12 protein-coding genes and 1 other annotated feature are annotated in these 19,068 nt (G+C 54.5%); of the genes, 10 read left to right on the top strand and 2 right to left on the bottom strand.

The features are described from left to right. Window positions 1–209 precede the first annotated feature (209 nt). Window positions 210–411: a binding site (T-box leader), on the top strand. A 192-nt stretch (window positions 412–603) separates the two neighbouring features. Continuing rightward, window positions 604–1,767: an ABC transporter substrate-binding protein gene (locus ACFWUL_RS08210; protein WP_416176951.1), complete on the top strand. Its 1,164-nt coding sequence runs from the start codon at window positions 604–606 to the stop codon at window positions 1,765–1,767. Between the two features lie 482 nt (window positions 1,768–2,249). Then, on the top strand, window positions 2,250–3,410 hold the full coding sequence (locus ACFWUL_RS08205) for an alanyl-tRNA editing protein (RefSeq protein WP_416176950.1): 1,161 nt from the start codon (window positions 2,250–2,252) through the stop codon (window positions 3,408–3,410). A 1,217-nt stretch (window positions 3,411–4,627) separates the two neighbouring features. Here ACFWUL_RS08205 and ACFWUL_RS08200 read toward each other — a convergent pair. Beyond that, a complete protein-coding gene (locus ACFWUL_RS08200) occupies window positions 4,628–5,494 on the bottom strand; it encodes a DMT family transporter (protein ID WP_416176949.1) in 867 nt (288 codons plus the stop codon). 392 nt (window positions 5,495–5,886) lie between these two features. On the opposite strand from ACFWUL_RS08200, the gene ACFWUL_RS08195 reads away from it, so the two are divergent. Continuing rightward, window positions 5,887–6,402 (top strand): flavin reductase family protein, encoded by a 516-nt coding sequence (locus tag ACFWUL_RS08195; RefSeq protein WP_416176948.1) that lies wholly within the window; start codon window positions 5,887–5,889, stop codon window positions 6,400–6,402. Between the two features lie 250 nt (window positions 6,403–6,652). Here the strand turns inward: ACFWUL_RS08195 and sstT are convergent, their stop codons facing one another. Beyond that, the gene (gene sstT, locus ACFWUL_RS08190; RefSeq protein ID WP_416176947.1) at window positions 6,653–7,912 is read right to left on the bottom strand and encodes a serine/threonine transporter SstT; all 1,260 of its coding nucleotides are present in this window, start codon (window positions 7,910–7,912) and stop codon (window positions 6,653–6,655) included. Window positions 7,913–8,455: 543 nt separating this feature from the next. On the opposite strand from sstT, the gene ACFWUL_RS08185 reads away from it, so the two are divergent. The 7 genes from ACFWUL_RS08185 (at window position 8,456) to ACFWUL_RS08155 (ending at window position 18,976) form a co-directional block, all read left to right on the top strand. Further along, a complete protein-coding gene (locus tag ACFWUL_RS08185) occupies window positions 8,456–9,949 on the top strand; it encodes a TolC family protein (RefSeq protein ID WP_416176946.1) in 1,494 nt (497 codons plus the stop codon). A gap of 119 nt (window positions 9,950–10,068) precedes the next feature. Next, on the top strand, window positions 10,069–11,085 hold the full coding sequence (locus ACFWUL_RS08180; protein ID WP_416176945.1) for an HlyD family efflux transporter periplasmic adaptor subunit: 1,017 nt from the start codon (window positions 10,069–10,071) through the stop codon (window positions 11,083–11,085). An 850-nt stretch (window positions 11,086–11,935) separates the two neighbouring features. Further along, window positions 11,936–13,123, top strand: a complete 1,188-nt coding sequence (locus tag ACFWUL_RS08175) for an IS110 family transposase (protein WP_416176858.1) — start codon at window positions 11,936–11,938, stop codon at window positions 13,121–13,123. A 674-nt stretch (window positions 13,124–13,797) separates the two neighbouring features. Further along, on the top strand, window positions 13,798–15,549 hold the full coding sequence (locus ACFWUL_RS08170) for an ATP-binding cassette domain-containing protein (protein WP_416176944.1): 1,752 nt from the start codon (window positions 13,798–13,800) through the stop codon (window positions 15,547–15,549). Then, window positions 15,549–16,655 (top strand): ABC transporter permease, encoded by a 1,107-nt coding sequence (locus ACFWUL_RS08165; RefSeq protein ID WP_297021189.1) that lies wholly within the window; start codon window positions 15,549–15,551, stop codon window positions 16,653–16,655. Before ACFWUL_RS08170 ends, ACFWUL_RS08165 begins: the two co-directional genes overlap by 1 nt. Next, window positions 16,656–17,771, top strand: a complete 1,116-nt coding sequence (locus ACFWUL_RS08160) for an ABC transporter permease (protein WP_416176943.1) — start codon at window positions 16,656–16,658, stop codon at window positions 17,769–17,771. A gap of 539 nt (window positions 17,772–18,310) precedes the next feature. After that, window positions 18,311–18,976 carry a TetR/AcrR family transcriptional regulator gene (locus tag ACFWUL_RS08155; RefSeq protein WP_416176942.1) on the top strand — a complete coding sequence of 222 codons (666 nt, stop codon included), beginning with the start codon at window positions 18,311–18,313 and terminating at the stop codon, window positions 18,974–18,976. Window positions 18,977–19,068 lie beyond the last annotated feature (92 nt).

The raw sequence follows: 19,068 nt of genomic DNA, 5'->3' as shown, positions 1-19,068 counted from the left end.
TGGACATACCTGTCAGTCATTCATGCCGTAGGCTGTAGAGCTTTCCTGACAGCTAGCCGCTAGGAGCTAGAAGCTCCCGCACGAATGACTCCTATCCATAAGCAAACCATACCGCTGGACCTCAATTCAACCCTCAAATTTCAATTCTATCTTTTTCCTCTTGACAAATGGAATGGGCGGAACTATACTCTATGCATAACCGAAAGCAAAGAGATGCAAGGATCGGGAAAAAGATAGTTTCCTTTATTTACAGAGAGCCGATGGGTGGTGCAAATCGGTAAAAAGGTCAGTATCAACTCTCACCCGTGAGCATTCCAGCTGAACAAAGTAAGTTGGAACGTCCATTCACGTTACGAACAGGAACACCAGAGTATAATGTAGGGTGGTACCGCGAAATCATTCGCCCCTATCTTCAGAAAGACTGAAGAGCAGGAGCTTTTTTATTGGGTACGAATTATTATATGGGTGTTCCACTGAGTGATAAACCAGGGTGGTACCGCGTATATGCGCCCCTCGCTGCAGGATGACTGCGGCGGGGGGCTTTTTGGTTGGCATATCAAAATCATTTTTGGGAAAAATATCAGTCACAGGGAGGAAATCATTATGAAAACTTGGATGAAAGCAATGGCAGCAGCAATGGCAGCAGCAGCAGTGTGTGGGGCATTTGCAGGATGCGGCGGAGAGAAGAAAGCTGCCTCTTCCGCTTCCGCAGCGGCTGCAGGACAGACCGTGAAATTCGGCTTCGTCACCGCCTACACCGGCCCAGGCGCCGCTTATGGCCAGGCAGAAAAGGAAGGGGCTGAACTGGCGGTAGAGGAAATCAACAAAGACCCGAAGACGAAGATGAAAATCGACCTCATCACCTACGACAGCAAGCTGAGCAAGGCGGAAGCCATCAATGCCTTCAAGCGCCTCATCGAACAGGATAAGGTACTGGCCATCCAGGGACCCATGACCTCCGGTGAAATGTTTGCTGCCGGCCCCATGGCCCAGCAGGCCAAGATCGTAGCCTTCGGCACCAGCACCACGGCACCGAAGATTACGGACATCGGCGATTACATTTTCAGAAACGCCATCCCCGGCAAACTGGCCATTCCGGCAACTGTAAAGAAGGCCCATGATAAGCTGGGCTTCACAAAGGTAGCCATCATGTATTCCAACAATAATGACCAGATGGTGGGCGAAAACTCCATATACCAGGAAACATTCAAGAATATGGGCATCGATGTGGTAGCCACGGAAACCTTTGCCGACAAGGATACGGACTTCTCTGCCCAGCTCACAAAGATCCAGGCCGCTAACCCCGATGTCATCTGCATCGCCGGCTTCTACCAGGAAGGCGCCCTCATTGCCAAGAAGGCAAGGGAGATGGGTATGAACCAGCCCATCATCGGCAACAACGGTTTCAACAGCCCCCAGTATATCAAGCAGGCCGGGGACGCAGCCAACGGCACTCTGGTAGCTACCCCCTGGAACCCGGACCGGAACAGCGAAAAGGCACAGAACTTCCGGAAAGCCTTCGTAGCCAAGTATGGCCACGAACCGGATCAGTTTGCAGCCCAGACCTACGATGCTTTCTACATTATGCATGAAGCCGCCGAGAAATCCGGCAGCACCACGGACCGCAAGAAATTCCGTGATGCCCTGGCCCAGATCAAGAACTTCGAAGGGGCTACGGGTAAGTTTGAATTTGATGAAAACAGGGATCCGAAGATGGACCTGGACGTTCTCCAGGTTCAGGATGGAAAATGGGTTCCTTTCGCTTAATCGATAAAGGCAGGATAGCAGGAAAGGGCAGCATGGCAGGATAGGAAATACAGGAAATAGAGGAGCATGGAAGGATAGGAAAAAGAAGAATGGCAGGACAGGGGCGGAGAGCAATCTCCGCCCTTTGCAATGGGATGGGGAGATTGAGGCTGGGAAGGAAAGCGATATTTCAGTTTATCGAGCTGTTGGGGCGATGCTGATGGATAGAGTCATTCGAGCGGGAGCTTCTAGCTTCTAGCTGCTAGCTTCTAGGAAAGCTGGCCAGCCTACGGCACGAATGACTGACGGGAATACCGGGTAGAAGCGCCGCAGGCGGATCATCCTTTCTAGCTGCTAGCCGCTAGAAGCTAGGAGCTCCATGCGAGTGACTCTATCCGCAAGCATGCCAAACCGTTCGCTCCAACAGCTCTACAAACCACAATTTGCAGACTGCCACAAAATGTGTCATCATAGGCCTATAGCCTATAAAGGAGGAGAAACCTATGGATGAAATGAATGAACTTTTTTATAAAGATGCCTATCGGAAGGAATTCGACAGCAAAGTCGTGAGCTGCTCGAAGGGGAAGAAGGGGTACGAAGTGGTGCTGGAGGACACCGCTTTTTATCCGGAAGGCGGCGGACAGCCCGGGGACCATGGCACCCTGGGAGAGGCGAAGGTACTGGACGTACACCGGAAAGAGGGCCTCGTGGTGCACTACACTGACAAGCCCCTTACCGTAGGCACCGCTGTCCATGGCACCATAGACTGGCAGCGGCGGTTCGACTTCATGCAGAACCATTCGGGCGAGCATATCTACTCAGGCCTGGTGCACAAGAAATTCGGCTATGACAACGTAGGATTCCACATGGACAAGGTGGTCACCGTGGATTTCAACGGCCCCATGACCATGGATGATGCATTGGCCATCGAAAAAGAAGCGAATGACCTCATTTACCGGAATGTGGAAACGAAGATTTCCTTCCCCACACCGGAAGAACTGAAGACCATTCCTTACCGCAGCAAAATCGAACTCACCGGCAAGGTGCGGATTGTGGAATTTCCGGGCGGTGACATCTGCGCCTGCTGCGGCACCCATGTCGCACGGACCGGGGAAATCGGGCTCATCAAGGTACTGTCCCTTGTGAACCACAAGGGCGGCGTCCGCATCGAGCTGGCCTGCGGCCGGTGGGCCATGGAGGACTACGACCGGATCCACGACCTGAACCGGGACATTGCGGTCCGGTTCTCCGTGAAGCCCTATGAGACCGTGAAGGCCGTGGAAAAGATGGAGAAGGAAGTGGAAGAGCTCCGTCAGAAAATCAACGAAATGAACCGCCGCTACTTCGCCATGCGGAAAGAATCCATTCCTGCCGGAAAGAAGGCGGTGCTCCTCTATGAAGAAGCCATGGCGCCCATGGAAATCCGGAAATTCTGCGAATACCTGACAGAACAGAAGGTAGCGGAATTCTGCTTCGTCCTGTCCAAAAAGGATGAAGAATCCCTGAATTACGCCATCGGCAGTACAGGAAGCGGCCTGAAATCCCACCTCAAGGAATGGAACAGCCGCCTGAACGGCCGCGGCGGCGGAAGGGATATCATGCAGGGCTCCTTCAAGTGCTCCCTGGCGGAAGTGGAGAAACTGGTGGATGAACTGAACGGGTGATGGGGCATTGGGTATTCCTGCTTTCATGAATACGGTCAGAGTCACGAGCCTTGAGCAGTGAGCCTTTAGCCTTGAGCCGGACGGCCGCTGCGCGGTGGGTCTGTATGCTGTTGGATAGAGTCAAATGCGCGGGGGCTGCCAGCTGCTGGTGGCTGAACGGTCAGGCCCTGTGGCCGAGTCCATCCGTTTTCATCAGCTAACCCCACCCCGTGAACCCTTTCTGCCGGGCACCCGTTCTTGAGGAAGGGACCTGCTGCAGAGTCAATTGCACGTTATGGGGTCAGAATTCCACCTGCGGCGAAGCCGCGGTACCTCAACTCTCAAAACTCAACTCTTTCTTTTTCGCCGTAGTCTGGCCAGCTTTCCAGGAAGCCAGGAGCTGGCAGCTGGCTGCTCCGCACGAATGACTCTACCCGTAATCGCCGTTCCAACAGCTCATCGCAATTGGTGTGATCCCATACATAAAAACGCACAAAAACCTGCCTGGCAATGGTGTCAGGCAGGTTTCGTGCGTTTTTTCAGCGGGTTCGAAAGGATTCCCCAAGGAATATGGAATAGCGCTGGTTCCTTCGCGATTCCCGCTGGTATTGTTTTGTATCCGGTGCACCGGGGAGAGGATATTTAGAGATTCCTTCCTCCTCCTGCCCCATGGAATGGGCCCGGCAGGATTGATGGGAAGGGAGTTCCTGTTTCCTCTCTGACTGTATAGTTGGGGAATCACAGGAAATGTCCCACTGGGTTTTGTGTATTTATAGAAAGAGCGATTCCGGCAGGAGGTTTTAGCTGCTGGCAGCTGACTTCCCGGGGAACTCTACCGCCTGCGGCATTTCCAACAGCTAACTTTCGCCGCCTTCGGCGCCACCGACGGCCGGGCTCTAAGGTGCTCGCTCAGTGTGCAGGTTATACTTGCAAATGGGCCCGGCTCGAGAGTCCTCTGCAGGACCTGTACACCTTTACTGCACTCTAAGGCGCCTTCCTTTTAACAGCCCGACGCTGGCCACGGGTCTGGGTATAGCTGTAGGAAACTGATGGACTCGGCCCGCAGGGCCTGACCAGCTCAAGGCTCAAGGCTGAAGGCTGAAGGCTGAAGGCTCAATGCTCCATGTGTTCACACGCGAACCCAGCCACACATCATCCGGCCCGCAGGGCCCAATCAGCTCAAGGCCCAAGGCTCACTGCCCAGGGCTCGTGCCTCTATCCGTCTGCATACAAAAACTTCAGCCCCTCGCCCGCAGCCGGAACGTCCCTCCCGCTGCCCACACGCCGAGGAGGATGAGGAAGGCCCCCACAAGGCCTGTGATTCCCAGGTTCTCCCCAAGAAAGGCGAAGGCAAAGAGGGCGGAGAACACGGGCTCCAGGGAAAAGATGAATCCTGCCCGTTCCGGGGTGGTATACTCCTGGGCCATGGCCTGCACCGTGAAGCCATAGGCGGAGGAAAAGATGGCAAGCCCCAGGACGGCAGTCCACTCGGGCATCGTGGAAGGGAGCACCGGCGTTTCCAGCAGGCAGCTCATGATGCCCGCAAAGAGGCCTGCAAATCCCATCTGCCAGATGCCTAGAAGAAGGCTGTCGATGCGGGAAACGAAGGTATTGGTGAAGAGGATATCCAAAGCATAGAGAAAGGCCGCCAGCAGGCAGAGGACGAATCCCTTATCAATGGAAATGGAAGTCACCCCGTTCAGGAGGATGAGCCCCGCCGTGACGATGACGGTGCCCACTATGACAGGAAGGGAAGGCCATTTCCGGATCCACAGGCTGTGGAGGATGGGCACCATGATGACGGAGGTGGAGATGAGAAATCCCGCCGCCGAGGCGGAGGTGCCGATGACCCCGTAAATGACGCCGATAAAGACGCCGGCAATGAGGAATCCCGTGACAGCGCTGTACAGGAGGATTTCCCTGTTCGTCTTCTTCAACATGCGCCCCAGGAACAGGGGGCAGAGGATGATAAAGGCAAAGAGACAACGGAGGGCGGCAATGCAGATGGGCGGCATGGTTTCCGCTCCGATTTTCATAAATCCGTAGGAACTGCCCCAGACAAAGGCAGCAGAAAGTAAAAGAAGGTCAGCTTTATTTTGTGACATGAAAGGACTCCTGGTTAGAATATAGGAGGTTCGGCTGTTTCCCCGCGATATTTCAGTGAGCTGTTGAGTTCGACACTGGTGGGTAGAGTCATTCGGGCGGGGGCTTCTAGCTGCTAGCTTCTGGCTTCTAGGAAAGCTGGCCAGCCTACAGCACGAATGACTGACGGGAATACCGGGTGGAAGCGCCGCAGGCGGATCAGCCTTCCTGACAGCTAGCCGCTAGAAGCCAGAAGCTCCATGCGAGTGACTCTATCCAATAGCATGCAAAACCCGTCAGCTCTACAAACCACAAATTTCTCCTCATTTTATCATAAAGTCCTTTAGAATCCCATGAGATATGTGGTATAATTCATATAGAATTTATTAAATTCATAAAGAGAGGAGACTTCATTATGTCTTTTAAAGAAATACCGGTAGAAGAATGCGGGCTGAACCCCTTTACGGACCTTGGCAAATACTGCATCGTCACGGCAGGAAATAAGGAAAAGTGCAACCCCATGCTGGTGACCTGGGGCGGGTTCGGCGTCATGTGGAGAAAGCCGGTGGTTTCCATCTACATCCGCCAGAGCCGGTTCACAAAGACCATCCTGGACAGCCAGGACTACTTCACCCTGTCCTTCCCGCCGGTGGAATACAAGCAAAAGGAAACCTACATGGGTTCCCATTCCGGACGGGACGGCGATAAATTCGAAGGCAGCGGCCTCCATCCTTATGCCATCGGCGACGAGGCGGTGGGTCTGGAAGAGGCGGATCTCATCCTTGTATGCCGGAAGATCTATACCCACGAAATGAAGCCTGAATTCTATACGGACAAGGAAACCTATGAACGGTGGAATTCCGGAAGACAGGCCAATAACAATCACAGCATCTACATGGGCGAAATCGTGAAGGTACTGAAGAAGGAATAATCATATACGAAAAGCCGAGAATCACTTGATGATTCCCGGCTTTTTTAGCGTGCTGAAGGGTAGAGTCAAACGCGTTAGGGCCTCTAGCTTTTAGCTTCTAGCTTCTAGGAAAGCTGATTCGCCTACGGCGCTTTCTACCCAATATTCCGGCAGTATTAGCGCCGTAGGCTGTCGAGCTTTCCTAGGTGCTAGCAGCTAACAGCTAGAAGCTCCCGCATGAATGTCCCCTATACGCCAGCATGCTGATCGCTTATCCTCTCCGCAGCACCATGTCTCCTGATTTCAAGTTCCCCTCTTTCCGCCGCTTTTCAAATTCTGCGGTGGCGGTGAAAAGAACGTCGCTGCTGCTGTTCAGTGCTGTTTCACAGGCATCTTCCAGGACGGAAATGATGAAACCCACACCCACCACCTGCATGGCGATGTCGTTGTTAATACCGAAGGAGGCACAGGCCACGGGGATGAGGAGGAGGGAGCCTCCCGCCACACCGGAGGACCCGCAGGCGCCGATGGTGGCAACGAGGCAGAGGAGCAGGGCCGTCGGGATATCCACGTGGATGCCAAGGGTATAGGCAGCGGCCAGGGAGAGGACGGAAATAGTGACGGAAGCACCGGCGGTATTGACGGCGGCGCCTAAAGGAATGGAAATGGTGTACATGTCCGGATCCAGTCCCAGCCGGCGGCAAAGGGAAAGGTTCACCGGGATATTGGCGGCGCTGCTTCGGGTGAAGAAGGCATAGATGCCGCTTTCCTTCAGGGTGGTGAACACCAGGGGATAGGGATTCTTATGGACCCGGGTGAATACGAGGAGGGGGTTAATGACGAGGGCTACCGTGGCGTAGGCGCTGATGAGGACTGCCAGGAGTTTCATGTATCCCAGGAGGGCGGAGAGCCCTTCACTGCCTACGGAATTGGCTACGAGGCCCATGATGCCCAGGGGCGCCAGATGGATGACCCAGCCCACGATTTTTGTGACCGCCTTCGCCGTATCATCGAGGAACTGTTTCGTCTGGACCCCGCCCATGGATTTCAGAGCAATGCCAAAGATAATGGCCCATACCAGGATACTGATGTAGTTTGCCTTCAGGATGGCGGAAATGGGATTGTCAATGGTGCTCATGACGAGATTGTACAGCACTTCACCGATACCGCTGGGGGCGGCTGCATTGGAAGCGGCGGATGCCGTATCCAGGGCCAGGGACGTGGGGAAGAGGAAGGAAAAGGTGACACCTACGATGGAAGCAAAGAAGGTGCTCGTCATGTAAAGGGTGATGACGGGCTTCATATTGCCCCCCTGACTTGGCTTCTTCTGGGCAATGGCATTGATGACGAGGAAGAAGACCAGCACCGGTGCCACGCTCTTCAATGCCTTCACGAAGAGGTCTCCGAAGACCCGGATAAGAGGCACCGACTCCGGCACACCGATGGCCAGGATAATACCCAGCACCAGTCCCATGGCAATCTGGTGAATGAGTTTGATATGGGAAAGAAAATGACGAATGGTTGAAACCAAGGGGGCCTCCTTATATATACTATTTAATATTGGAAAAAGTCATTACGGCTTTACATTATACGCTTATGAGAAAGAGAACGCAAGGAGAAGGGGGGAAAGGTGGTATTGGGTATCTCGCGGGGATCCGTTGGTGTCAAAGTGGCTGAGGGGGAGATGCGGCGCTTACGGGTAAAGTCAAACACGTGAGGGCTTCCAACTACTAGCTGCTGGCTTCCCGGAAGGCTCTACAGCCTACGGCACGAATAACTGACGGAAATATCGGGTGGGAAGCACTGCAGGCTGGCCTGTTCTCCTAAGAGCTAGCCGCTAGCAGCTAGAAGCCCCCACTCGGGTGCACGTCACTTAGCCATATAACGCCCATTGAGAAGCGGCTGTCCAGCTTAAGGCTGAAGGCTCACTGCTCAAGGCTCGTGCCTCTATCCGTAAGTATGCTGATTCACTAAACGTCATCCGGACTAAATTGAAATTCAAATTTGAATTTGATATAATAGCAATTAGATAAATGTGCTTCCCTGACTGAGTGGTTTTCAGGAGGTGGATGGTATGAATAGAAGAAGGAAGGCAGCGGTTCTGGCGATGGTTCTGGCAGCGGCTGCCTTTTGTAATGCTCCTCTTACTGTGCAGGGGGCGGAGGAAAAGGCTTCGGCAGCTCCGTCCTGGACGGCCCTGGCCGGGCAGTATGAGAATCCCTATTACCAGGAAAAGGATGGGGCAGCCCTTTCGCCGGAGGTGCTGTCGGAGTGGTGGAGGGTTTTCCACGATGATACTTTGGATGAACTCATCGAGACTGCCCTTACCAATAATAAGGACCTGGCAGCAGCTCGGGCCCGGCTTGGTGAGGCCCGGGCGGCCCTGGGCGTCAGTAAGGCGGCCCGGCTTCCCTGGATGAATGCAGGCGCCGGCTGGGTGCGGGTAAAGGCACCGGATGACGTGGTGGACGGCGTGACGCCGGATCTCCTGAAGAAGATGCCCGGCGCCGGCATCGATACGGGGCAGAATATGACCTACGCCGGCGTGGATGCGTCCTGGGAACTCGACGTATTCGGCAAGAACCGGGCGAAGGTGAAATCCTCCGAAAATACCCTGGAAGCCCAGCATGCCATGCTCTACGGCACCTGGGTATCTATTTCCGCGGAGGTAGCCATGAATTACATTACCCTCCGCACCCTGCAGGAAGAACTGGCGGTGACGGAAGCCCACATTGCCAACCAGAAGGAAAATCTGGATCTCCTGAAGGTGAATGAAAATGCGGGACTCCTTTCTTCCCTCCCTTCGGACCAGGCCTCCTATACATTGAATGAATCGGAAGCGAAGATTCCGGAACTGAAGAAAGGAATTTCCGATACGTTGAATCGGATTTCCATTTTGACCGGCACCGTGCCGGGGGCTCTCAATGAAAAGCTCATGACCCCGGCGCCTCTTCCTGACGTGGATCCGGAAATGTACAATGCCATTCCGGCGGAAACCCTCCGGCAGCGGCCGGATATCCATGCGGCGGAAATGGCCTGGGCGGCGCAGGTAGAAAAGACGAAGGAAGCAAAGGCAGAGCTGAAGCCGAAGTTTTCCATCCTCGGCGTCCTGGGGCTGGCGGCCCTGGGAGGCGGCCTTTTCTCCGCCGGCAGCCACGCCCTGGGCATTATGCCCCAGGTGACGTACCCCCTGTTCAATGGGGGCGCCCTGAAGAGCCAGGTGAAGATTTCGTCGGAAAAGGAAAAAGAACGGCAGGCGGACTATGAAAATACGGTGCTCAAGGCGGCCGGCGAGGTCCGAAGCGCCATGGCGGCGGTGAGCCAGGACAGGGTGAGAAAGGATTCCCTGGCACAGGGCAGGACCCATGCGAAGGAGGCCCTGGACCTTTCGAAGAACCAGTTCAGCTACGGCCTTTCGGACTATATGAATGTGCTGGACGCTGAACGGCACTACCTCTCTCTGGACCAGAACTATACCCTGGCCAAAGGACAGGAACTGACGGATATGGTGGCCCTTTTCAAAGCCCTCGGTGGCGGATGGAAGCCTTTGGCCGACGGGCAGGAGTGAGAGCATTTGAGCCGTAGGCTCTGTAGGCCTAGACCTAGATTTAGACCTAGACCAAAAGCGGCTTCGCCGCAAATATTCCGCAGCACTTTAGGGCTATTACTAACATTGAGGTGACAGGCATGATGGAAAAAATCAGGGAACACAAGAAAACGGTGGCGGTCATCGTTATCCTTCTTGTGCTGGTACTGGGATTTGGATTCTATGAATACCGGAGCCGGAAAGCGGCAGAGGAAGCGGCGACGGAGCTGGTGCTGAAGGGAAATGTGGACCTTCGGGAAGTGTCCCTGGCCTTCCGGAACAGTGACCGGATTTCCGATATCTACGTAGAAGAAGGGGACACGGTGAAGAAAGGACAGGTCCTGGCAAAGCTGGATACCGAAGACCTGGAGCACCAGATGGCGGTGACGAAATCCCAGATCGCCGCCCAGCAGGCACAGGTGGATAAGCTTCACAACGGCACCCGACCCGAAGACCTGGCCCAGGCACAGGCCAAGGTGAATGAGGCCGTGGCGGAACGGGATTTTCTGGCCTCCGATTTCACGAGGAAACAGGATGCCTTCAACGCCTCCGGCGGCAAATCCGTGAGCCGGCAGGTGCTTGACGATGCGAGAACAAAGCTCGCCACCGCCGATGCAAAAGTAAAAGAGGCCCAGGCGGCGAACGACCTGGCCGTGGCCGGTCCCCGGAGTGAAGACGTGGCAGCGGCGGAAGCCCAGCTGCAGAGCCTGCAGGATACCCTTTCCCGGGAAGAATACACTCTGTCCCAGTCGGAACTCATTGCGCCCCAGGACGGGGTCATCCGGTCCCGTCTCATGGAAGTGGGGGACATGGCGTCTCCCCAGAAGCCGGTATTCCGGATTTCCCTGGACACGAAGAAATGGGTCCGGGTCTACGTGAAGGAAGGGGACCTGGGCAAGATCCATGAGGGAAGCAAGGCGGAAATCTACATCGACAGCGATAAGGAACCGGTGAAGGGACAGATCGGCTACATTTCCTCCACAGCCGAGTTCACGCCGAAGAACGTGGAAACCAGCGAGCTCCGCACCGCGCTCCTCTACGAAGTCCGGGTGTACGTGGACGACGGGGCCAATAAGCTCCGCATGGGCATGCCGGCAACGGTGAAAGTGAAACTGTAAGGGGTGCTTGTGGCTGGCGTCATCTGGGGCAGGGCCTTGAGCTTTGAGCCTTGTGCCTTGAGCTGGCCAGCCGCTGCGCGGCGGTTCTTCGTGTTGGCGTTCAGCAGCACAGAAGCGGGGGCTTTTAGCTTCTAGCTTCTAGCTGTTAGGAAGGCTGGTTAGCCTGCGGCGCTTCCAACAGCTAACCTCCGTCGCCTACGGCGCCAGCTCACCCTGCGGGAAAGCGACTCACGATGATTTGAGCGTCGCTTCGCTCCTCCGCTACGGCTGTCACCGACTCACGACAATTTGCGCGTCGCTTAGCTCCTTCAAATTGTGTTCGCTGGTGCAACTCATGTTCGCTGCCACCCCGGAGGGGGAGCCGAGACTTGCTGCCCCCTCCGGGGTGGCAAGGGAACTGGATTCGCAGGGAGCCGTAGGCGACTGAGAATCCAGTGACACGCTTCCCTGTGTGGGAAGTCCCGCGAAGCGGGCAAGGGGTGAGCAAGCGAACTGGAGCGCAGGGAGCGATAGCGACTGAGCATCCAGTGAGACGCCATCCAGCGCAGTCGGTGTGCATTGTATGGCGGAGCCACCTGATCAGCTTTTATGCGAAGCTGAATGTATGGTGGGGCATAATTATTCAGCACTTTTGACTTTTTCAGCGGCCTCTCCTCGGGAAGGGGCTGCCCACGGGGCTGGGGTTAGCTGATGAAAACTGATGAAAGCGCCGCAGGCAGGTCAGTTTTCCTAAAAGATAATATGAAATGACCTCCCCAGTTTGATGTATATGCCCAAATTTCGGTAAAATATAGTTGCAAGGCCAATTTTACGAGAACAGGATCATATTTTCTCAACCAAGGAGGTCATCATGTCTTATTCTAGCACATTTACGTCCCCGATCCCATTCGTTTATGTTGGTATCGACACCCATACCGAAAACTATACGATGGCTGCTGTCGTTAATCAAATGTCTCCTGCCGGTGAAATTATTACGTTAGATCTTATTCCCCCTCGTAAACTTGGCCCTGCAGTAAAGAATGTGCTCCGGTTCATTGGTGATTGCAAAAAAGCCGTTAACAGAGAGTGCCATGTTATCTGTGGTTATGAAGCCGGGTTATTCGGTTATGGCCTTTACCGTAAGCTTATGGCAGCCAATGTAGATTGTATGGTAATAGCTCCTTCTTCTTTGAAGAAAAGCAGCAGAGATAAAAAATTCAAAAATGATTATATTGATTCAAGAGCGCTTGCCAATGCCATGGCGAAAAGTGAGTGTATTTCCATTTATGTCCCCGATGAGGAAGACGAATCCATTTTCCGCTATATCAGGATGCGTGACGACCATCAGGATATGGTTAAAGTCACTAAACAGCGGATAACTGCTTTTGTGCACCAGATGGGATTCCATTATAACCAGGGAGCTACCTGGACCCAAAAACATGTGAATTGGATTATGAGTCTCCCGCTGAGCGAATTGAATAAGGAAACATTGAGTGAGTATATGACAACTCTGCTTACCCTCCAGCAGAAGCTGGAAGATCTGGATGTCAGGATTAAGTCATTTGCAATGCAGAAAAAGTATGCAGCTAATGTCAATAAACTGCGCTGTTTCCTTGGAATAGAATATGGCTTTGCACTTCGTTTAATTGTAACTATTGGCGATTTCAAGCGCTTTCCTACAGCAGGCCATTTTGCGTCCTTTTTGGGACTTACCCCAACTGAACACTCCAGTAATGAAGATGGCAACTATGGCAGCATTTCAAAAGCCGGAAATATTGTTTTGAGGAAGAAGCTGATTGAAGCAGTCTGGTCCGGCTTTTCACGGGGGCGGCCCGGATACAAGAGCAGGGCTTTGAGAAAACGGCAGGAAGGATGCTGTGCATCAGATATTCATTATGCGGACAAAGCAAACAGAAGACTTCGCGTAAGGTTCAGAGACAAGATTATGAAAGGGAAAAACAGTAATGTTGCTGCTACTGCCGTTGCCCGGGAATTCAGTGGCTTTATTTGGGGAATGATGACTGGACACACTGCTGACGTTATTCGTAAAAAAGCTTGACATCGCACGCATAGTTCTCTGAGTTAGACAGCAAGCATAAAAATACAGCCGAAGGGAGATGATTAAAAGGTGAATAGCGGTTTGGACAATATTAAGGGAGAGCTTTGAGTTAAGAGAGGCTGGGTTATCCTAGTGCTAGCTTTGCAGGACATGCATAGGCATGATTCCAAATAAAAGATTGAAGGAACCCGCGGCGAAATCATTGACCTGTTAATCCACGTATAAGAGACTGATCAAGCCCCGGAATAATCTGCAAAGCTCTTCCTCCATGTTGTTCAGGCAGCTATTGCCTGGAACCCGCATACCAATTTGAACTTGACATGGAGCCCCTGCTCATGTGATTTCCAAGCCAAGGGGCCGAAAAAATATGGCCATAGAGGAAGCAGGCTATCACATGAGCCGCTCCATGTAAAGTTCAAATTTTCCCAAACCGATTTAATTCCATTACATCTTGCAACTAGTCTTATTGGCAAGAATATTTGGCATGCTTGGGGTCTTGACAAAGGTCATTTCATAAGAGCTAGAAGCTAACAGCTAAAAGCCCCGCATGGTCGCACGCCGCTTAGCCATATGGCACTTGCCGCATAGCGGCTGGCCAGCTCAAGGCCCAAGGCTAAAGGCTCAATGCCCTGCTCTGGTGACTCGAACCGTTATCATGCATATTTTCAGAAAGGATGACAACATTGGACGAAGTGATTCGAGCGGAAAAACTGCATAAATCCTTCCATTTGGGCGGAGGCCGTACCATTACCGCCCTGGACCATATCGACCTTTCTGTGAAGAGGGGACAGCTCACGGCAGTCATCGGCCCCGATGGCGCTGGAAAGACCACCCTCATGCGCCTCATTGCGGGGCTCATGGATCCTACAGATGGCAGCCTCACGGTGCTGGGCAAAGACAGCGTGAAGGACGCTGAAGAAATCCAGAGCCGCATTTCCTACATGCCCCAGAAGTTCGGCCTCTATGAAGATCTCACGGTCCAGGAAAATATGGACCTCTACGCCGACCTCCACGGGGTACCGAAGGAGACAAGGCCTGCCCGGTACAAGAAGCTTCTGGAAATGATGGGCCTCGAACGGTTCACCGGCCGCTTTGCCGGCAAGCTTTCCGGCGGCATGAAGCAGAAGCTGGGCCTCGCCTGCACCCTCGTCCGTTCGCCGGACCTCCTGCTCCTCGATGAACCGACGGTGGGGGTGGATCCCCTGTCCCGGCGGGAGCTCTGGGAAATCATCAGGCAGTTCGTGAAGGATGAGGACCTGACGGTCTTTGTTAGTACAGCCTACATGAACGAAGCGGAAATGGCATCCGAAGTTTACGTGCTCCACGAGGGCCATGTGCTGGCCGACGGGAGTCCGGAGGATCTGCGCCGCATCGCGGCGGACCGCTGTTTCACGGTATCTCCGGAAGAGGGGGTGCCCACGAGGATTCTCCAGGCCCACCTCCTGGACGACATGGACCACGTGGTGGATGCGGTGCCCCGGGGCGGGGAAGTCCACTTTATTACGAAAGGAAAAGACCCGGTGCCCTACCTTACTGCCCACCATATGGAAGTGCGCCCGGCGCCGCCGCAGCTGGAAGACGGTTTCATGATCCTTCTCCGGAAGGCGGAAAAGGGCATCCTGCCGCCTACGGAAGAAAGCAAAAAAGCCCTGGACAAGGGCAGCAAGCCGTCGACGGAAGTCAATATCCAGGTGAAGAACCTGGTGAAGAAATTCGGCGATTTCACGGCGGTGGCCAATACGTCCTTCGAAGTGCACAAGGGAGAAATCTTTGGCCTCCTGGGGCCGAACGGCGCCGGAAAGACCACCACCTTCAAAATGCTCTGCGGCCTCCTGCCGGAGACAAGCGGATTCCTGTCGGTGGCGGGAGTGGACCTCCGGAAGGCGAGGACCCGGGCCCGGGCGAATATCGGCTACGTGGCCCAGAAATTTTCTCTTTACAGCAATATGACGGTCATTGAAAATATGGAGTTCTACGGCGGCATTTACGGCCTTCCCCCAAAGCGGCTGAAGGAGCGGATCCACGAACTGTCGGAAGAATTTTACCTCACCGACCGCATGGACCAGAAGGCGGGGGACTTGCCCGGCGGCTACAAGCAGCGGCTTTCCATGGCCTGCGCCCTCCTCCATGAACCGAAGATTCTCTTCCTCGATGAACCGACTTCCGGCATCGATCCCCTGGCCCGGCGGAATTTCTGGCGTCAGATTACGACGCTGGCGGCCCTCGGCACCACCATCATCATTACCACCCACTTCATGGAAGAGGCAGAGTACTGCGACCGCTTCATGATCCAGGATAATGGCCACCTCCTGGCCATCGGCAGTCCTTCGGACATCCGGAAGGAACTGGGAAAGCCGAAGGCCGATATGGATGATATATTTATTGCCATTGTAGAAAGGGCAAGGCAGAAAGGAGAAGGTGCGTGATGGAAGGATTCCTGCGGCGCATGAAAGCGCTGATCCATAAAGAATTTCTCCAGCTCTTCCGGGACTCCAGTTCCCTGCTTCTCGGTATCGTGCTGCCCATTATCCTCATCCTCATCATCGGCTACGGCATTTCCCTGGACGTGAAGAACGTGCCGTCGGCGGTGGTGCTGGAAGATACGTCACCCCTTGCCCAGGACGCCGTGAGCTTTCTCAATGGCTCCGATTATTTCTCTCCCACCTATGTCACCAGCCAGTCCGAGGCGGAGCAAATGCTCATCGACCGGAAGGTGAACGTCATTATCGATATTCCTCCTGACTTCTCCACGTCCCTCTATGAAGGGCGGGCGAAGGTGCAGGTCATCCTGGACGGTGTGGAAACGGCCACCGCCATGAGTACGAAATCCTACGTGGAAAGTTCCATTTCCACCTGGCTCATGAAGAAGGGGCTCGCCGGAAACGGGGGCATCACCGTGGCTTCCCGCATGTGGTTCAACGATGCCAATTCCAGTACCTGGTTCTTCATCCCCGGCCTCATCATGCTCATCATGACCATTGTAGGCGTTATGCTGACCTCCGTGGTCATGGCCCGGGAATGGGAGCGGGGCACCTTTGAGTCCCTGTTCGTGACGCCGGTGAAGCCCATGGAACTGGTGCTGGCGAAGATGGTGCCTTACTTCTGCGTGGCCCTCCTGGGCATGGGCATCTGCCTCGTGCTGTCCCGGTTCCTCTTCGAAGTGCCCATAGAAGGGTCCCTCATCGCGGTGATTCTCATTTCCATGGTGTACCTCTTGGTGGCATTGGGCATGGGCCTCGTCATTTCCGCCATTACGAAGAAACAGTTCCTTGCCTGCCAGCTGTCCCTCCTCATCAGTTTCCTGCCCTGCCTCGTGCTGTCGGGGTTCATCTTTGACCTTCGCTCTACGCCCCTCTTCGTGCAGGGGGTGGGCCAGGTGCTTCCCTTCAGCCATTACCTCGTCTGCATCCGGTCCCTCTTCCTGTCGGGCACGGATATGGGCATGCTCCTGGAGCAGGGAGGCATCCTCATGCTTTACGCCCTCTTCTTCGTGGGCTCCGCCTTTGGCATGACCAGAAAGAAGGTGGAATGAATGGGAGAATTTGAACTCTTCCTCCAGCAGCTCATCGTAATCTGCCGGAAGGAAATCTTTAACATCTGGAAGGACCCCGCCACCCGCCGCATCGTTGTCATTCCCGCCATCGTGCTGGGCTTCCTCTTCGGCTACGCTGCCAACTACAACCTGGAAGACGCGCCTTACGTGGCGGTGGACTTGAGCCACAGTAAAGCCTCCAGCGAACTCCTTTCCCGGTTCGACGGCACCGGCCTCTTCCATCCGGTGGCCCACCTGTCGTCGCCCGATGAAATCGGGACCTACATTACCCGGGGAGATGCGGTGATGGCCATCACCATTCCCCAGGATTTCCAGAAACGTCTGGATCAGGGAGACACGGCGCCGGTACAGATTATTACGGACGGAAGAAATACCATGATCGCCGGTCTTGCCGCCAGTTACGCCAGCCACATCGTGAGCCGGTACAACCTGGACCTGGCAGGCCGGGAAAGTCCGGTAACCCTGGAGACAAGGACCTGGTTCAATCCAAACCAGATTACCCGGTGGTTCTTCCTCCCCGGTATCATCGGCCTCCTGTCTTTTGCCCAGGTCTTCCTCCTGGCCGGCCTTTCGGTGGCCCGGGAACGGGAAGAGGGGACATTTGAGCAGCTCCTGGTGGCTCCGGTGTCTCCGGCGGTGATCCTCATCGGCAAGGCAGTGCCGCCGATGCTGGTGGGATTCGTGCAGTGCACCATCCTTCTCTGCATCAGCTACTTCTGGTTCCAGGTTCCCTTCGCCGGGTCCCTGGCTACCTTTTACCTGGCTCTCTTCTTCTACCTTCTGAGCTCCACGGGCTGCGGACTCATCGTATCCTCTATTTCCAAAAACATGCAGCAGGTGCTGGTGTACGTCATCGTCCTCATGATTCCTATGGCCCTCCTGTCCGGCATCATTACGCCGGTGAGAAATATGCCGGCCTTCCTGCAGACCATCACCTACGCGGATCCCCTCCGTTTCGCCCTGGAGCTCATCCGCCGCATTTATCTCGAAGGTCTCACCTTCAGCCAGCTGGCTATGAATTTCATTCCCCTGGCTCTCATATCCCTGGTCACCCTCACCGTGGCGGCGTATCTGTTCAGGCACCATATGAGCTGAGAAAATGGTGAGCCACACCGTCTGGCAGCAGTAGGGCTATTAGTGAGGAGTGAGGAGTTAGGAGTGAGGAGTGAATGTGGCGGCGCGCAAATTATATAGCGCCGCGAGTTTTATAAATTTTCGCCGCCCCTGCCAATTGCGGTTTGTAGAGCTGTTGGAACGAACGGTTTGGCATGGTTGCGGATAGAGTCACTCGCATGGAGCTTCTAGCTTCTAGCGGCTAGCTGTTAGGAAGGCTGATCCGCCTGCGGCGCTTCCGCCCGGTATTCCCGTCAGTCATTCGTGCTGTAGGCTGGCCAGCTTTCCTAGAAGCTAGGAGCTAGCAGCTAGAAGCCCCCGCCCGAATGACTCTACCCACCAGCGTCGCCCCATTAGCTCGATAAACTGAAATATCGCGGCGAAATCGTCCCATATAAAATAGCGCCGCCCTATAATCTTGAAGCGGCGCACCGCCACTCCTCACTCCTCACTTCTCACTTATTTCCTCAGGCCACATCTTGCTTTTTACTTTTCTCACATCCGTTTCAAGGAGGCTTTCCATGGCTTACAGCATAAAAAAATCTTCCCGGGAAGATGGGGAAGAGACGAAAGAAAAATTAATAGAATGTGCCGGACGCCTTATTGCTGCCCAGGGCTATGACCGGACCACCAGCAAGGAAATCTGCCGGCTGGCGGGGGTGAACCTGGCCTCCGTGAACTACCACTTCGGCAGCCGGGAAGGGCTGTACCGGGCGGTACTGGAAAACGTGTGCGAACACATTATGCCCCTGCCCACCATCCTTGGTGTGGTGAAGGCGCCCATTACGGCCAGGGAAAAGCTCCTGAAGTTCATGGATATGTACGTGGAAGAGGCCTTCTTCTCCGACAGCTGGCAGATACAGGTATCCATCCGGGAAATGGTGAATCCCTCTACCATTTTCATGGAATACGCGGACCATACGATCCGGGAAAAGCTGACTCCCGTACTGTCGGTGCTGGCAGAATACATGGGCCTTCCCGCCGAAGACCGCCGGGTATCCCAGTGCTTCCTGGCCGCCATTTCCCCGTTCCTCATTTTCCTCCTATCCAGCCATCACCAGCTGGGCCATCTCTTCTACGGCATTTCGGGAAAGGAAGAAAAGAAACTGCGGGAAGAAACGGATATGATAGAAACCTTCGTCATGGCCGGCGTAGACCGGATGGTGGAGGAGTGGAAGAAGGAGTGAGGAGTTAGGAGTTAGGAGTGAGGAGTGAATGTGGCGGCGCACAATTCATAGAGCGCCGCATTTTTTTATAGACGGTCCGGAGCTCGATAAAT

This window comes from Dialister sp., assembly GCF_047832375.1.
Taxonomy (GTDB): Bacteria; Bacillota; Negativicutes; order Veillonellales; family Dialisteraceae; genus Dialister.
This window is presented reverse-complemented; position numbering and strand designations above follow the sequence as displayed.

What these genes read in the sequence shown, in the direction of transcription:
- ACFWUL_RS08170 (WP_416176944.1), top strand. Translation starts at nt 13,798, where the DNA reads ATGACAACATTGGACGAAGTGATTCGAGCGGAAAAACTGCATAAATCC.
- ACFWUL_RS08205 (WP_416176950.1), top strand. Translation starts at nt 2,250, where the DNA reads ATGGATGAAATGAATGAACTTTTTTATAAAGATGCCTATCGGAAGGAA.
- ACFWUL_RS08200 (WP_416176949.1), bottom strand. Translation starts at nt 5,494, where the DNA reads ATGTCACAAAATAAAGCTGACCTTCTTTTACTTTCTGCTGCCTTTGTC.
- ACFWUL_RS08195 (WP_416176948.1), top strand. Translation starts at nt 5,887, where the DNA reads ATGTCTTTTAAAGAAATACCGGTAGAAGAATGCGGGCTGAACCCCTTT.
- ACFWUL_RS08175 (WP_416176858.1), top strand. Translation starts at nt 11,936, where the DNA reads ATGTCTTATTCTAGCACATTTACGTCCCCGATCCCATTCGTTTATGTT.
- ACFWUL_RS08210 (WP_416176951.1), top strand. Translation starts at nt 604, where the DNA reads ATGAAAACTTGGATGAAAGCAATGGCAGCAGCAATGGCAGCAGCAGCA.
- ACFWUL_RS08185 (WP_416176946.1), top strand. Translation starts at nt 8,456, where the DNA reads ATGAATAGAAGAAGGAAGGCAGCGGTTCTGGCGATGGTTCTGGCAGCG.
- ACFWUL_RS08155 (WP_416176942.1), top strand. Translation starts at nt 18,311, where the DNA reads ATGGCTTACAGCATAAAAAAATCTTCCCGGGAAGATGGGGAAGAGACG.
- ACFWUL_RS08160 (WP_416176943.1), top strand. Translation starts at nt 16,656, where the DNA reads ATGGGAGAATTTGAACTCTTCCTCCAGCAGCTCATCGTAATCTGCCGG.
- ACFWUL_RS08180 (WP_416176945.1), top strand. Translation starts at nt 10,069, where the DNA reads ATGATGGAAAAAATCAGGGAACACAAGAAAACGGTGGCGGTCATCGTT.
- ACFWUL_RS08165 (WP_297021189.1), top strand. Translation starts at nt 15,549, where the DNA reads ATGGAAGGATTCCTGCGGCGCATGAAAGCGCTGATCCATAAAGAATTT.